The following is a 15,103-nucleotide window of genomic DNA, read 5'->3' on the forward strand; positions in this document are numbered from 1 at the left end:
ATCATGGATGTGTGGAGTTGCAGCAGATGCGGTACGCGATCGCGGTAGCGGAGGAGCGCAGCTTCACCAAGGCCGCTGAACGCTGCTTCGTGGTGCAGTCAGCGCTGAGCCACCAGATCAAAGCACTCGAACGAGAGCTCGGCGTGCAGCTCTTCGCACGCACATCGCGTCGCGTCGAACTCACCCCCGCGGGAGAGGCCTTCGTCGCTGCTGCCCGGGAAGCACTGCAGGCCACCGAACGGGCCATGGTGGATGCCGCCGCTGCCGAGGGTGAGGTGCGAGGCACCCTGACCCTCGGTGTCATCCCCACGGTCACCGCGGTTGATGTCCCCCATGTACTGGCAGCATTCCATGCCGCTCATCCTGCGGTGCGGGTACGTCTTCGTGGCGGTGGCAGCGAGCAGTTCATCAGCGACATTCGTGCGGGACAACTCGATGTCGCCTTCCTGGGGCTCGCCGAGAGCACGCCACCCCAAGGGGTGGCCTTCCATGAACTCTCCCACGAGGCACTCGTGGCAGCGTTGCCCGCGAACCACCACCTGGCACGCAGGAAACGCGTCAAGCTCGAAGAACTCGCCGACGAGACCTTCGTCGACTTCCCGAGTGGCTCTGCCGGTCGTGCCCAGGGCGATCTCGCCTTCGAAGCGGCAGAGCTGCAGCGTGAAGTCGCCTTCGAGGCCATGACCACTGACCTGATCCTCGGCCTCATCCGCAACGAACTCGCAGTCGGAATACTCTCCGCCCAGGTCATCCCGCACGACCCCGGCGTGGTCGCAGTCCCACTTGTCGATGGTCCCCGGAGGATCGAATACCTGGCCTGGAACGACTTCAATCCCAGCCCAGCCACCCGGGCCTTCCTGGAGGCCACCCCCATCCGATCACGCAGATGACGTGACCGAACCCTCGGAGGCACCGTCCTTGTGACGAAGACCGGACGGGAATGCACCCCGACACAGCATCACCGCCACAAGAGCGCCCAGTGTCACGATGCCAGCCGCGACGGCGATCCCTGACGTTCCCGTCCCGGCAAGCAACACTCCGCCTGCCAACCCACCGCCCGCGACAGCCAGGTTGAACACCGTCACGAACACCGACTGAGCAGCATCGGTGTGCTCTCGGCGCGGTCAGCCAGCGCTGTCTGGAGCAGGACAGGCGCTCCGCCGAAGGCAAGACCCCAGATGAGCACCGCGGTCACGGGTAGCACCAGACCGGGAGCACCGAGCCCCCACACCCCGCAAGAGCCGATCATCGCAATCAGGCTCAGGAGGGTGGTGGTCCGCAACGAGCGATCGATCACCGTGCCGACCACGGCGATCCCTGCCATGGAAGCGACCCCGAACAGCTCGCCGAGAACACCCTGCCACCACGCTCCGCGCACCGCGGGTTCCCGCCAGTGACGAATGACCGACCTTGGCGTTGAGGTCCTGCCCGGGGTAGGCCCGGGCGTTCAGCGAAGTTGCGTTCATGCGTGGGCCGGCTGGGGGCTTTGCTTGTTGGGGAGTTGGTGGTGATCCTCACGTTGACTGCCACCGCAGCGCTGGCAGGATGTAAGAGGGCGCACGGACAGGAGCATCTACTGCGGTCGCCCCGGTGACCCCCGGGCTGTGTTGTCCTCCTCGAACGCACGCTCCAGTGCGCTCTTCGTCGTCCGCCTTGCCCGGAGCCCACCGTGTCGGTCCTCGTGACGATCCCCCTATCCGTGCACCCTCCAAGACGCTGCTGGCTGTGTGTCTGAGATGATTTTCGGCGTGCCCGCGACCACTCCTTTCACTCCGATGGTGCTCGACGACGATGCCTTGACCGAGCTGCTCGCCGAGGTCGCCGAGAATTGGCTGGAGCATGCTGACCTGACGGAACGCGCCCTGGCCCAGCTCGTCGCGACTGCCCACGCCCGAGGCCCCGAGCCCGTCGTGGCCGCGTGCCGGGAAGCCACCCTCAGCAGCCTCGCCTTCCTCTTCGGCTACTCAGGACGTCTGCTCCAACGGCTCGGCGACGGCACCATCAGACCGGGCACCACCCCCCGGCCTGCCCGGTCACCGCGAGGACCGCTGGTCTTCCTCGCCGCCCAGCATTTCCACGACGTGCTGCACCGGCTGGGGGAACTGCCCTGCCTGCTCTCCACTCCCTCGAACAGTCGCTATGAGGTGACGGCACAGGACCTGCGGGATCGCGTCGAGCAGTACAACCACGACAACGTGGTGCTGGAACCCACGGATGTCGCCATTGCGCTCGCTCGGCTCCGCAGGACCGACGACCACACCGGAATCGACGCGCCCATCCGAGGCTGTGAGCTGCGGCTGGCGCAGGTCATCGAGATCTGGTCCTCGGCCCGGATCGAACCAGCTGGCCTGTCCCTGAGCCCCGGGACTGCCCGGGACGAGGCCGTGCTCCAGGTCGTCGGCGATGTGCCCGCACCCCATGCAGCACTTGGCCTGGACACCGCCTGGAACCACCCCCACCACTACGAGGCGTCCCACCAACTGCACGACGTCGCGGACCTGCCTGCGCTCTGGTCGCCTGCCGAGGGCAGCACCGTGGACACCCGACCCCACGACATCATCATGCGGTTGCTGCCACAGCACCCTGGGCGCCCTGCAGGGGTGGTGCTGCGCCTGCTGCGCTGGTCGGACACGGACGGTGCCCTGGACGCCCTCATCTCCTGCGCCACTGTCGCGCAGCGGTTCGGTGAGCTACTGACGGTCGTCACCCTCGCCACCTGTTCACGACTCGACCCGTCGCAGGTCAAGCGCCTGGCCCCGGTCCTCCTCGACGCCTGGCGTGAGGATCGTCTGAGCGCATCCGATCTCGCGATGGGGTGGCGTTCTCCCATGTGGGAGCAGCTGAACCTCGGGTCGGGCCGGAAGACCCTGGAGCGGAAGCCCGCGAAGGTCCTCCCGCTGCTGTCGCTCATCGCCGAGGCAGGCGGCCTCGCGCTGGCCTGGCCCCTCCTGATCGAGATCGCAGAGAACCTTGCCGCGCAGGAGAAGATCCCCGCCACCACCTCGGCCGTCCTCGAGACCCTCCTCGCCCTCCTGCCCGAGATCCCCCACCCCGTCGAACTGCCCAACATCCGTGCCCTGTCCCAACGCAAGGGAAAGTCAAAGGCCATCACCCTGGCCCGAGCCATCGGAGACCTGCTGTGAGTGCCAATCCTGGTTGGGTCGAAACGCTGCCGCAGCCTGCACCCGTCCCGGCAGCCCACGGACGACGACGCCCTCCTGGACGCCACGGGCACGACAGCCTGGAGGAGCTGCTCCACATCTTTGGCGGGCGTGCGGGCCCTGTGAGCCTGCAGTGGGTTCACCCGGTGGCGACGTCGTGGTCGGTGGCGGGTGGTTCGGCATCGGTCGTTGCTGACACGATCTCCTCCGGGAACAGCTTGCCCCCTTACGTATTACGTAATACAGTTTCTGGTATGGGTAAGCGGATGATTCAGGGCCGTGAGATCTCGGATGAGCAGGTACAGGCTTGGGCGGATGAGGCGGAATCGGGCTACGACGTCGACGAGCTGCAGCAACGGTGGGGGCGTCCCCCTCGTGCGGGCAAGGCGTCTCGGGTGGTGCCGACCCGATTCTCTGATGAAGAGCTGAGCGAGCTGATGGCACGTGCGGAGCGTGAAGGACTGGACCGGTCAACGGCGATTCGCACCGCTGTGCGTGAGTGGGTCCGTGCGTGATCGTTTCGCCGTCAGCGCGCAAGCACGGTCTCAGCGATGAGGACGCCATCACCGCTGCACGCTCGGCCTTGGCCGGTGGACCGCTCGATGATGAGAATCCGCAACGGGAGTTACGGATCGGGCTCGACACAGCAGGACGTCTCCTGGAGGTCGTTGTCCTGCTCTGGGACGACGGCGAAGTCGAGATCATCCACGCGATGAAAGCCCGGGCAGGGTATCGACGGCTCGTCGGTTGAGCCGATCAGTGTCGTCACCCCTGTCCCGAGCAGCAGCATCCGTCTCACTCTCCTCTCCCGGCAGATCCTGGGTGCCAGACGCTGCTGACTGTGTGTCTGAGATGATCTCGATGTGCCCATGACCACGCCTTTCAACCCAACGGTGCTCGAGACCCTCCTCGCCCTGCTGCCCGAGGTCCCCCACCCCGTCGAACTGCCCAACATCTGCGCCCTGGCCGACCGCAGAGGAAAGTCGAAGGCCATCACCACCGCCCGAGCCATCGGAGAACTGCTATGAGTCCCAAACCTGCGCTGACCGACGAGGGCATGGAGCTGTACATGTTCGTTTCCCGGGCCAGCGGCATCGACCACCTGGCCGCGCAGCTCTCCCGACTGGAGCCGGAGGAGCGGGCCCGGTTCGCCACCGTGATGAAGAAGGAGGGCAAGGCCCTCAAGGCCCTGTGGGAGAAGAAAGGGCATGAGGGACGGGCCCTGCTGCTGGCCGCCCACCTGAACCCGACGCCGTCACAACTCGTCACTGCCATGACCGGTTGGGCGCTCGACAACCTCAGCCACGGCGGCGGTGCCGAACACCTCCGCAGGGTCGTGCGTGGCCGAGGCCAGGAGTGGGGGACGGCCTTCGTCCAAGCCGCGTTGAAGAAGTCCAGCGTCGTCCAGGCGGCACCCGCGCTGCTCAACTCCCTCATCGACGAGTTCGGCCTGCCCCTGCCCGAGACCCCGGCCTTCTGGCGGGCCTGGGTGGACCATGACCCCTCACCCCGGCCCGGGACCCGCTGGCAGGAACGCTTCATCAGGGCTTGTCAAACCCCCGGGGCCTTCACCGACGACTGGTACGAGGAACCACACCCCGGCGCCGTCGCCGAGGCCCTGAGGGAGATCGAGGACCGCGACGAGGACGCGCTGGTGGCAGCCCTGCTGTCGGTCATCGAGCGCGACGACTCCCCCGCCTGCCAGCGACGGGCCCTGTGGTGGCTGGATCATCTCGGCCTCGCCGATCGCCTCTGGGACCACCGTCAGGCCCTCATCCGCTGCCTCATCTGGGCGGAACGAAGCGTGGCCAAACGCATCGTCGAGGTGTGCCTGCGCCCCGAGCTGGAGGGCGACGACTGGGACGCGTTCGCCGTCACCGTCCAGATGCGCCCGGAGAAGACACCCCGACGCCAGGTGCTGAAGGAACTGCTCCGCCGCGACTCCCCACCAAGCGCCGCCCTCACCGAGATCCTCGAACAGCTCGCTGCCGAACCCGACACCACCACCGCGGCACTGGCGAAGCAGGTGCTGGAGCGGTGGGGAGTCGCCCCCGAACCCGAGCAACCGCGGGGACTGTGGCAGGAACCGGCGGGTCGTGAGGATGTCCCCACGGACCACGACGCCGTGCTGGACCCGTCGTCGTTGGCGGAGCTGCTGACCCGTGTTGAACAGCTGGACGAGGACGATCCGGAACTGGCCGAACGCACCCTGGCCGCCCTCATCGCCGCCGCCCACGATCGGGGGGCCGTGCGCATCCGCCACGCCATCCGCACCTCGCTCGGCACCGACCTCAACGGAGGTCCGGCGCTGCGGCGGCTGCTCGCGAGCCTGGCCCGGAAGGGCGAGGAGGGCGGCCGGGTCCGCACCCGCAAGCTCACAAGCCAGACCTTCCTCGTCGGGCAGCGGATCTCGGAGGCCCTGAACGCCCTGGGCGAGGTGCCGTGCCTGCTGTCCACCCCCAGCCACCACGACTTCCGGGTCTCCTGGGAGGCATTCCGGGATCGCGCCCGCCGCTACCGGGAGGCCGGTGCCGCGACACTGCGCATCGACGTGGCCGTGGCGCTCGCCCGGCTGGACCGCGACGCCGTGCCCGAGCTGACCGAGTTCGCCCAGCCCATCGCCGGGCTGGAGGTGAGCCTGGCCGATGTCCTCACCCACTGGGCGAGCCACCCCGCCTCCCCCGGGAAGCTGAGGTTCGCCGCGCCACGGCCCGGCCATGAGGACCCCTGGTACCTGGGCGAGCGGGTCCGCGCCTACGACGACGCCCCCACCAGCCACAAGCTCCTCCGCCTCCGCAACGCCTGGACCCTGCCCTACTCGCCGCCCTCCTGGCCCAATCTGTGGCAGGAGGAGCTCAGCGTCTTCAGCCTGCTCCCCGAGCACCCCACCCTCCCCATCGCCCTCGCGCTGACGGGCCTCACTGGAGGTAACCCAGTGAACCGACTCACACAGGTGGCCACAACCGCCCACCACCTGGGCCCCAACGGGACGTTCGGCCTGCTCGCCGCCGCCTCGAACATGCCCGCGAAGGATCGCTCCGGGATCGCCTACGCCCTGCAGGAGGCCTGGCACGCGGGTCGTATCACCTCCGACGACCTCGTCACCGGGTGGCGGCACAAGGACCGGGAGGTCGTCGGGATCTCACCCGGGAAGACCATCCCGATGCTGGTCGAGCTGGCCGAGGGCTCGTGCCTGGCGCTGGTGTGGCCGCTGCTGGTGGAGATCGCGGAGACGCTGGCCGCCGAGCGGGCGACGGCGACCACCGCGGCCGCGCTGGAGGCGATCCTCCAGTTCCTGCCCGAGGTGCCGCACCAAGTGGAACTACCCAACATCACGGCCCTGGCTCAGCGCAAGGGCTCGTCGAAGGCCATCAAGACCGCCCGGCTCATCGTGGCGAAGCTGTGATCCTCCGCTGCTCACACCGGGAATCCCGATGCGAAGCGAGGGAACCCGGCTCGAGACCCCGTGCCCTTGGGCAGGAACCCAACCGCCGACCACCCCGCTGAGAGGACGCCGTGATCGACGCACTGTTCACCCACACCCGGCTGCCCGAGGAGGTCGCGGCCCGGATCACCGCCCTCGACCACGCCGGGCGCGAGGCGGCCGCGAAGGAGTTCGCCGCCACCACCTCAACACTGCGCACCCGTCTGGTCGGACGCGATCAGGCGCAGAGCTTCCTGGTGCTGCTGGCCCACCTGCCGATCACCCCCGCCCAGGCCGCGAAAGCCCTCAACCGGGAGCTGCTGGAGATCCGTCACGCCCCGATCATCATCGAGGGACTCCGCGCCAAGGGCGGCGACTGGGTGGCCGCCTTCGTTCGCTCCGCCTGCGCCGTCCCGCGCCTGCGGGCCGACCTGGCGCGACTCGTCGACGACCTCATCGACGAGTTCCACCTGCCCCTGCCCGAGGCCCCCGACTACTGGCGCGGCTGGTACGACCGCTCCCCCCTGCCCCGCCCCGGGGTGCGGTGGCAGCAACGCTTCCTCGCGGCCTGCTCCGTTCCCGAGCTGTTCGCCCCCGACCGGAGGATCGACGAGCAACGCATCACCCGCGCCGCCGAGAAACTGCGGGCGAGTGAACCCACCGACGACGACGCCCTGCTCACCGCGCTGCTCCAGGTCTTCGAACGTGGCGACCGCCCCACCACCCAACGCACCGCATCCCGGTGGGTGGCGGGGCTCGGCGTGACCGGCCTGATCGGGAAGCATCGCCGCCGCGTCATCGACGCCCTCCCTGCCGCGGATTCCTCCTTCGTGAAGCTGACGCTGGCCGAGCTCCTCACCCCCGAGCTGCCCGCGGCGGATCTCGATGCGCTCGCCGTCGCCGTCCTGCCCCGGGCCGCGAAGGGGCTCACCGGGAAGGTGCTGAAGGCCCTGGGTCGGATCGACGCGCCGTCGGCGGACCTCCGGGACACCGTCGCCGCGCTGGCGTCGGAGACCCCGGCGGCCGCGGCACTCCTCGCCGACTGGGGCCAGACCGCACCGGAGCCCGAACGGCTCGGCCTGTGGCGGGAGCCGGTCGGCTCGCCCGAACCGGACCCCCACCACGCCCAGCTGGAGCCATCACCCCTCGTCGACCTCATGGACGAGCTCGCGTGGGAGCATCCCGAGGCCTGGGACCACCTCGAATGGCTGCTCGGCCGCCTCGTCCATGCCGCGCACACCCGGGGTCGCGAGGCGCTGTTGGCGTCGGCGGCGGAGAACCTGGGCGGGAACACCCAACTGGCCCGGGTGCTGCTGCAGCTCGCGACCGGTGAGGAGCCGTCGACGCAGGGGGTGCGGCCGCTGACCGGCCTCATCGGCCGCCGGATGCGGGAGGCGTTGCCGCTGCTCGGCCGGGTGCCAACACTGCTGTCCCTCCCAACCCTGGTGGGCAACCGGCTCGACTGGGACGCCTTCGCCGAGCGGGCCGCCGCGTTCCGGGAGGCCGACATCCCCGTCGCCCCCACCGACGTCCTGGTGGCCCTGTCGCGGATGGATCGCGGCGCGGCCCCGCAGGATCTGGCCGAGCTGGAGCAGCCGATCGACGGCGTGACGTCGTCGCTGGCGGAGGTCGTCGCCCGGTGGCGGGACACCGACCCGGAGCCCGGGAGGCTGTGGTTCGTCCCCGAGGAGCCGAACGCCAGCCGATGGCAGAACCTCCGATACCGGCGGATCCGCTGCGACGGCGACGTCCCCGTCGCAGCGGAGCTGCTCGGGATCGACGGGCCCTGGACGGAGCCCATGAACCCGCTGGATGGTGAGTGCTCCGAGGAGCTGGGGGTGATGTCGCTGCTGCCGGAGCACCCGACCCGCCCGGCCGCGCACCTGCTGCAGGTCCTGGGGCGTGAGGACCCCGCCTGGAACCGCCACCCGGACTGGTTGGCGGCGCGGCTGCTCACCACGGCGCGGATCACCCCGGAGGCGGCGTTCGCGATCCTCGCGACGATCGTCGAGCAACGCAAGGAGGACCGGGAGCCATTCGCGGTGCAGCTGCTGAATGCGTGGGATGAGGCTCGGCTGCACCCGGAGACCCTGCTGGCGGCCTGGCAGGGCGAGTGGCGCGCCGAGTGGCCGCTGAAACCGATCCCGCTCGTCGGGACGCTGGTGATGGTGGCGGAGGCCGGGGGTCTGGCCCTGGTCTGGCCGCTGCTGGAGGCGATGGCCCCCGAGACCAAGGCGGCCCGCGACGCGCTGACACGCTTCCGCGCCGAGGTCCCGTGACCGAACCGCTGCAAACGTGCGGAGCGTTGCTTCTGGAAGCGCTCCCATCCGCAACGCTCCGCACGTTTGCAGCGGAATGTCATCGAAGGAGCTTCCTCACCTCCGGGACCAACTGATGCAACGTCGCCGAGGTGTAACGCAGAACGGCCCATCCCGCCGTCGCGAGCCGGTTCTGGCGCACTCTGTCCGAGATGAAGCTGTCCCGGCTGGAATGCGTCTCCCACCCGTCGAGTTCGATGGCGAGCAGGTGGTCGGGAAAGGCTATGTCGAGGAAGTGGGTGTGCCCGGCCAGCACCACCCGGTGATTCGCGCACCATCCCTTGACACCTGCGCCTCGCAGCTGCTGGTGGGCCTCCATCTCCAAGGGGGACCACGGATTGTCGCGGGAGATCGCCACCAGGCGTCTGCGGAGTTGATTGCCGGCCCGGTTCGGGAGCAGGCTCATGGCCTCGGTGAGATGTGCCCATGTGGTTGCTCGACGGCGGTATGCCTCACAGATGGCAGAAGCGTCCTGGTGCTCCACCATTCCCAGGACCGACAGCTCAGGGCACGCCAGCCGGAGTCCGGCACGCTCCCACACCAGGGTGGGAGGCACGCTGAGTTCAGTGCATCGCAGCCACGTCGGGACGCTCCGAGGTGGCCGGATGGCCGCATCGATGCGGGTCGGCCTGAGCCCAGGCCACCAGGTGAGAGCCGCAGCCGAGGCCCCCAGGATGACAGCTCGCGGATTCCATGCGCACACCGCCGCCGCGAGAAGCTCCAGGGTCGGTTCGACCCCACGCCATCGGAGCACCCCTCGAAGCACCGACACCAGTTCTTCGGAGCGGACCAGACGGTCGATGTGCCCCCGCAGGTCGGGGTGGTCACGGCGAACGATGAGGGGCAGGTCGGAAAGAGGGGATTTCATACCCACACCATGGGCGGGAACAGACCGGAAGAACTCTTTTCCACAGCCACCTTGCTGCAAACGTGCGGAGCGTTGCTTCTGGAAGCGCTCCCATCCGCAACGCTCCGCACGTTTGCAGCGGGATGGGTGGAGAAGGGTCCCGGCACGAGAACGTGGTGCTGTGATCCGCAGTGGGGTGGGGGGATACTCGCGTATCGGGCTTCTGCGGAGTCTCGACATTCTCGTACCGGGACTCCACCTACGGTTGCAGAGACACCACGTCGAAAGCAAACCCGCCCCCCGATCTACCATCGGGCATGAACTTCCGGCAGACTGTCCCTCGGACCTCGTCGTCGCATGACCAATGACGTTCCACCAGCCTGGCCCCTCAGGAGGAGACACCATGACCGATCCCACCGCCGAGCTTCGTGCCCTGGTGCAGAGCGAGGACTGGGAACAGGTCGTCTCCGCCCTGACCGACCTCCCACCCGAGCGGCGCTCCGCCTTGGCCAAGGCTGTCCCGAAGGTCCTCAGCCAGCTGCGGAAGACCACCATTCCCGCCACCATCATCGTCGCGGCGACGAGCCTCGACGTGACTCCCCGCGTCCTCGCCTCCACCCTCGACCCCACCACGGTGCCGCAGCTGACCGGCAATCGCGCCGCCACCGAACACGTGACCGGCCAGCTCCGGGCCCGGGACCGCGACTGGCTGACCCGGTTCATCGACGCCGCGTGCGCCCGCCGCACCACCGTGCAGCACCTGCCCAGGCTCCTCGACCCCCTCCTCGACGCCCACGGCCTGCCCCTGCCCACCGAGCCCCGCTACTGGCTCGGCTGGATGCAGTGCGGTGGTCTGCCCCGGCCCGGCATCAGGTGGCAGGACCGGTTCCTCGCCGCCTGCGCCACGTTCGGCGCGTTCCGGGTCAGCAACTTCGACCCGGAGCTGCGGGTCGGGGAGATCCGCGACGGCATCGCCGAGATCCGCTCCACGGAATCCGTCGACGCCGATGCCCTGCTCCGGGGCCTGCTGCAGGTCTTCGGACGTGGTGAGACCTCCGGCGCGCAGAACGTCGCGTTGATGTGGTTGAACGCCCTGGACCTGGCTCCCCGGCTGTGGCAGGAACGAGCCCTGGTCGTCGAGGCCCTGCCGAAGGCGAACACCGCCTTCGTGAAACTGGCCCTCGACCACCTGATCCGCCCCGACCTCACCGACGACGAGCTGACCGCCGTCGCCGTCGCCGTGCTGCCCCGCCGCGAGAAGGGACCCCGCCGCAGCGTCCTCAAGGCCCTGTCCCGCGTCACCGAGCCCTCCGAGCAGCTGACCACCACCGTGCGCAGCGCCGCCGAGGCCGACCCGACCTGCTCGGACCTGGCCGACCGCCTGCTGAACACCTGGGAGACCCGCCACCTGCCCGCCCCACCCGTGCAGGGGCTGTGGCAGGACCCCACCGATGAGCCCGCGCATCCCCTGGACCAGCTGTCCGGACCGTCGTTGATCCTCGACGACACCGCGCTGGCCGAGCTGTGCGCCCGCGTCGGGCACGACTACCCCGGCGATCCGGTCGTCCACGAGCAGGTGCTGGCCGCGTTGGTCGCGACGGCCCACGCCGGGAGGTTGTCGAACATCAAGGAGGCGATCTCCCGGCGGCTCGGGCTCACCGGGTTCGTCGTCAACGTGTTGGAGAACCTGATGCTCCGCACCACCCGGGAGGTCGCCCCCGTCGAGGACCGCACGGCGGGTGGGCTGCTGGTGCAGCTGCTGGCACAGCGTGCCGCCGAGGTGATCGACGCGTTGGGGTCGATCCCCTGTCTGCTGTCGGTTCCCACCCACGACGACTTCCACATCTCCTGGGCGACCTTCGTGGAGCGGGCCGGGTCCTACTGGGATGCGCGGGCAACGCTGTTGCCGACCGATGTGGCCGTGGCCCTGGGGCGGCTGGACCGGGGGCAGGGCATCGACCCCGACGACCTTCCACTGGTGAGGATCCAGGGCGTCCCGGCGACGTTGGCGCAGGTGGTGGCCACCTGGCTGGCCACGCCCGGGGACCCGGCGCAACTGATCCTGCTGCCGGAGGACGAGCAGGCCACCCGCTGGGCGAATCGGGTGGCCGCCCGGATGCGGGTGGCGGGGGAGCAGGCTGCGGCGCACCGCCCGCTCCGGCTGACGGATGCCTGGGTGGGTGAGTACCACCCGGGCCGGGTCACCGAGGGGGACCAGGAGGCGGTGGCGGCGTTCCTGCCGGTGACCGATCCGGTGATCCGCAGTTCGCTGGGTGAGATCCCGCCGGTGCTGACGTTGATGCCGAACCGACCGGCCCGACCCGCCGCGTGGGTGCTGCACGCGCTGCTGGAGCGCGGCCCGGATGCCGCGCGGGACCCGTTCACGCTGCTGGCCCGCACTGCCCGGCCGTGGGGCAGCGTGGTGTCGCTGGTGTGGCTGCTGCTCGTGGACGCCGGCGCGGACACCGATGACGACTCCCTCGTCGCGGAGCTGCTGCGCGCCTGGCGGCGGGGGGCGGTGAGCGACGACGACCTGGTCTCGGCCTGGCACTCCCGCTACCGGGTGGTGCTGGACCCGTCGCGCACCACCGTCGCGACGGCGTTGATCCGGGCCGCCCACCAGGGTGGCCTGGCGCTGGTGTGGCCGCTGCTCAGCCATCTCGTCGACGACCTGGCGGGTTCGCGTGGCTTCACCGGCACCACGACGCCGCTGCTGGAGGAGTTCCAGCCGCTGGTGCCGGAGGTGGTGGCCGCCGGTGTCCCGGTGGAGCTGCCGGAGATCCACACCCTGGCCAACCACAAGGGGGCCAGCCCGACGGTGAAGGCCGCGCGCCTGATCGTCGCGGCCCTGCCGGAGCCGGAGGAGACCTGGTGAGTCTGAAGGACGCCCTCACCCGCGCCACAGATGCTTGCGACCTCATCACCACCATTGAGGACATCGGCGACAGCGCCCGCGCCGCGTGGGCGTCGGAGGCGAAGCGATCGATGCCTCGGCTTCGTCGGATCGCTGACGACCTCGGCAGGCCGGAACTGGCCGTGGTCGTCGCGGCGTTCTTCGACGTCCCCGTCAAGCAGCTGGTGCTGGCGCTGGCGGATGGTTTCCTCATCGAGGAGCTCGACGAGCAGAACGCCATGACCTGGGTGGTGGAGCAACTGCGGCAGCGCGGTCCCGAGTGGGCATCGACGCTGGTGGCGGCGGCATGCGACAAGAAGCAGGCTGCAAGGTTCCGGACCCTGCTGGATGCCCTCCTCGACGCCCACGACCTACCGCTGCCGGATGATCCGCGCTACTGGACGAACTGGCTGCCCGGCCCGGGAAAGGTGCTGCCCGGGCGGCGGTTCTGGGCGCGACTGGTGAGGGCCGCCACCGTCAGGGACGCCTTCACGGGGTGGATCCCGCCCGGATACTTCGACGAGCTGGCCGGGCCGGTCGCGACGCTCAGGGCCGCCGAACCGGTTCCCGACGACGTGCTCCCGGCCCTGGTCCAGGTGTTCACCCGGGGCGACCGCCCCGCCGCGCAGCAGTACGCGCTGGGCTGGATCGACCTGCTCGGGATGCGCTGCGAGCTGTGGCAGCACCGAGGCGTGCTGTGTGATGCGCTCCCGTTGACGCCTTCGAAGGTGGCGGGGGCGATCGTCGAGGTACTGCTCCGCCCCGAACTCGACGACGACGAGCTCACCGCCCTGGCCTGCGTCGGTCTGGTGCGCAAGGAGAAGGGCATTCGTCGCGCCCTGCTGAAGGCCCTCCCCCGCCTGGCTGAGCCGGGTGAGGAGCTGCGGGAGCTGGTCGCGGTGCTCGCCACCGACGGCGACACCACCACCTCGGAGCTTGCCACCCGGCTGCTCCAGGACTGGGGCGTGGCCACGACTCCGGAGGCCCTGGCGACGGGGCTGTGGCGGGAGCCCGCCCTGACCGATCCCGAGCCGATGCCGGAGTTCAGCGACGAGGCCCTGCGGCTGGATACGGCACGGGTCGCAGACCTGCTGGGCGATGACGTCAACACCTGCGGCTTCTTCCCCCTGCTGATCGAGTGGACACCGGCGGTGCTCGTCGCGCATGCCCGCGACCACGGCGTCGATCACGTGCGGGAGTTGGTGCGGCGGCACCTCACCCAAGAGTTCGACGCATTCCCGCTTCGGGCGATGCTGCTGGCCTGGGCGGATGGGTCGGAACTCAAGGACGCCACCGTCGCCCCGGGCGATGAGAACAGCGGGCTGTCCCTGCTGGCGGCACGGCGGATGGTGGAGGTGCTGGGGTGGCTGGGCGAGCTGCCGTGCCTGCTGTCCACGCCCAGCCATCAGGGGCTTCGGGTCTCGTGGGAGGCGTTCGCGGCCCGGGTCGGGCGCTTCCGGGAGGTCGGGCAGCCGCTCCTGGCCACCGATGTCGCCGTCGCCCTGGCCCGGCTGGACCGGGCTGCTGCGCCCGCCGATCTGAGCCCCTTCGCCCATCCGATCCACGGCGCCGAGGTCTTGTTGGATGAGGTGCTGGGCCACTGGCGGGACACCGACCCCGAACCGGTCCGGGTGAGCTTCGCACCCGCGATGAAGGATGACATCACGGCCCAGTGGCACTACCGCATGGTGGTCGACGGCGACGCACCGGTCACTCACCCGATGCTGGGCCTGTCCGATCCGTGGTCGCTCCCCCACCACGGTAGTACCTGGACCGCCCGGGTGGTCGGCATCCAGCCCCGCAGCGGGGAGCCCTTCACCGTCCCCATGCGCGATGAGGTTGCCGCCGTCGCCCAGTTGTTGCCGCAGCACCAGGCCCGCCAGGTGATGGCTGCGGTGCATCGGATGGAGCAATACGGGGTGGGGCAGGCCGCGTGGTGTCATCGGATGCTGGGGGATGTGGCCCATCCGTTCAGCGAGGCCCTCACCGTGCTGGGGCTGGCCTGGGCCGGTGGGGCGGCGCCGCAGGACCGCGACGGCATCGCCGAGCTGTGGTTGCGCGCCTGGGACGAGGGACGTCTCACGGCACAGGATCTGGTGGGCGCCTGGCACAGTGTGCTGTGGGAGCTGCCGGACCAGTTCGGCCACACCGCCGGGCATTTCGTCCGGGCCCCGCTCAAGGTGGCTGAGGTGCTGGCGGTCATCGCCGACGGCGGCGGCCTGGCCCTGGTCTGGCCGCTGCTCGCGGTCCTCGCCGAGGAGGCAGCCGGAGCCGAGAAGCTCCCCGCCACCGCCGCCGCCCTCCTCGAGATCGTGCTGCGCCTGCTGCCCCACGTCCAGGCCGCCGGGGTCGCCGCCCTGCTGCCGAACGTCGTCGCCCTGGCATCCCGGAAGGGCAACAGCAAGGCGCTCCAGGTCGCCCGTCGGATCCGGGACTCGCTGCGATGAACTCAGCTTCCGC

11 protein-coding genes are annotated in these 15,103 nt (G+C 69.8%); 9 read left to right on the forward strand and 2 right to left on the reverse strand.

The window, feature by feature from the left end:
- Positions 1 to 11 precede the first annotated feature (11 nt).
- Positions 12 to 890, forward strand: coding sequence for a LysR substrate-binding domain-containing protein (locus tag EII34_RS10040; protein WP_185711283.1), 879 nt, complete (start codon positions 12 to 14; stop codon positions 888 to 890).
- Between the two features lie 191 nt (positions 891 to 1,081).
- On the opposite strand, the gene EII34_RS10045 is transcribed toward EII34_RS10040, so the two are convergent.
- A complete protein-coding gene (locus EII34_RS10045) occupies positions 1,082 to 1,324 on the reverse strand; it encodes a hypothetical protein (RefSeq protein WP_124845028.1) in 243 nt (80 codons plus the stop codon).
- A gap of 454 nt (positions 1,325 to 1,778) precedes the next feature.
- Here EII34_RS10045 and EII34_RS10050 point away from each other — a divergent pair, with 454 nt between their 5' ends.
- The 6 genes from EII34_RS10050 to EII34_RS10070 all read left to right on the forward strand — a co-directional run bounded on the left by EII34_RS10050 (position 1,779) and on the right by EII34_RS10070 (position 8,864).
- Entirely contained in the window at positions 1,779 to 3,143 is a 1,365-nt protein-coding gene (locus tag EII34_RS10050; protein WP_124845029.1) for a DUF7824 domain-containing protein, read from the forward strand.
- A gap of 272 nt (positions 3,144 to 3,415) precedes the next feature.
- Positions 3,416 to 3,676 carry a CopG family transcriptional regulator gene (locus EII34_RS10055; protein WP_185711284.1) on the forward strand — a complete coding sequence of 87 codons (261 nt, stop codon included), beginning with the start codon at positions 3,416 to 3,418 and terminating at the stop codon, positions 3,674 to 3,676.
- A complete protein-coding gene (locus EII34_RS10060) occupies positions 3,673 to 3,912 on the forward strand; it encodes a BrnT family toxin (RefSeq protein ID WP_260425118.1) in 240 nt (79 codons plus the stop codon). The genes EII34_RS10055 and EII34_RS10060 overlap by 4 nt, the downstream gene beginning before the upstream one ends.
- Positions 3,913 to 4,030: 118 nt before the next feature.
- On the forward strand, positions 4,031 to 4,189 hold the full coding sequence (locus EII34_RS15980) for a hypothetical protein (protein WP_185711285.1): 159 nt from the start codon (positions 4,031 to 4,033) through the stop codon (positions 4,187 to 4,189).
- Positions 4,186 to 6,567, forward strand: coding sequence for a DUF7824 domain-containing protein (locus tag EII34_RS10065; protein ID WP_124845031.1), 2,382 nt, complete (start codon positions 4,186 to 4,188; stop codon positions 6,565 to 6,567). The genes EII34_RS15980 and EII34_RS10065 overlap by 4 nt, the downstream gene beginning before the upstream one ends.
- Positions 6,568 to 6,677: 110 nt before the next feature.
- Entirely contained in the window at positions 6,678 to 8,864 is a 2,187-nt protein-coding gene (locus EII34_RS10070) for a hypothetical protein (RefSeq protein ID WP_124845032.1), read from the forward strand.
- A 79-nt stretch (positions 8,865 to 8,943) separates the two neighbouring features.
- On the opposite strand, the gene EII34_RS10075 is transcribed toward EII34_RS10070, so the two are convergent.
- Positions 8,944 to 9,771 (reverse strand): endonuclease domain-containing protein, encoded by an 828-nt coding sequence (locus EII34_RS10075; RefSeq protein WP_124845033.1) that lies wholly within the window; start codon positions 9,769 to 9,771, stop codon positions 8,944 to 8,946.
- A gap of 382 nt (positions 9,772 to 10,153) precedes the next feature.
- Between EII34_RS10075 and EII34_RS10080 the strand changes: the two genes are divergently transcribed.
- Positions 10,154 to 12,625, forward strand: a complete 2,472-nt coding sequence (locus tag EII34_RS10080) for a DUF7824 domain-containing protein (RefSeq protein ID WP_124845034.1) — start codon at positions 10,154 to 10,156, stop codon at positions 12,623 to 12,625.
- A complete protein-coding gene (locus EII34_RS10085) occupies positions 12,622 to 15,090 on the forward strand; it encodes a hypothetical protein (RefSeq protein WP_124845035.1) in 2,469 nt (822 codons plus the stop codon). Before EII34_RS10080 ends, EII34_RS10085 begins: the two co-directional genes overlap by 4 nt.
- The last annotated feature ends 13 nt before the right edge of the window (positions 15,091 to 15,103 follow it).

The sequence above is a fragment of the Arachnia propionica genome (genome assembly GCF_003859805.1).
In the GTDB taxonomy this organism is placed as follows: Bacteria; Actinomycetota; Actinomycetes; order Propionibacteriales; family Propionibacteriaceae; genus Arachnia; species Arachnia propionica_C.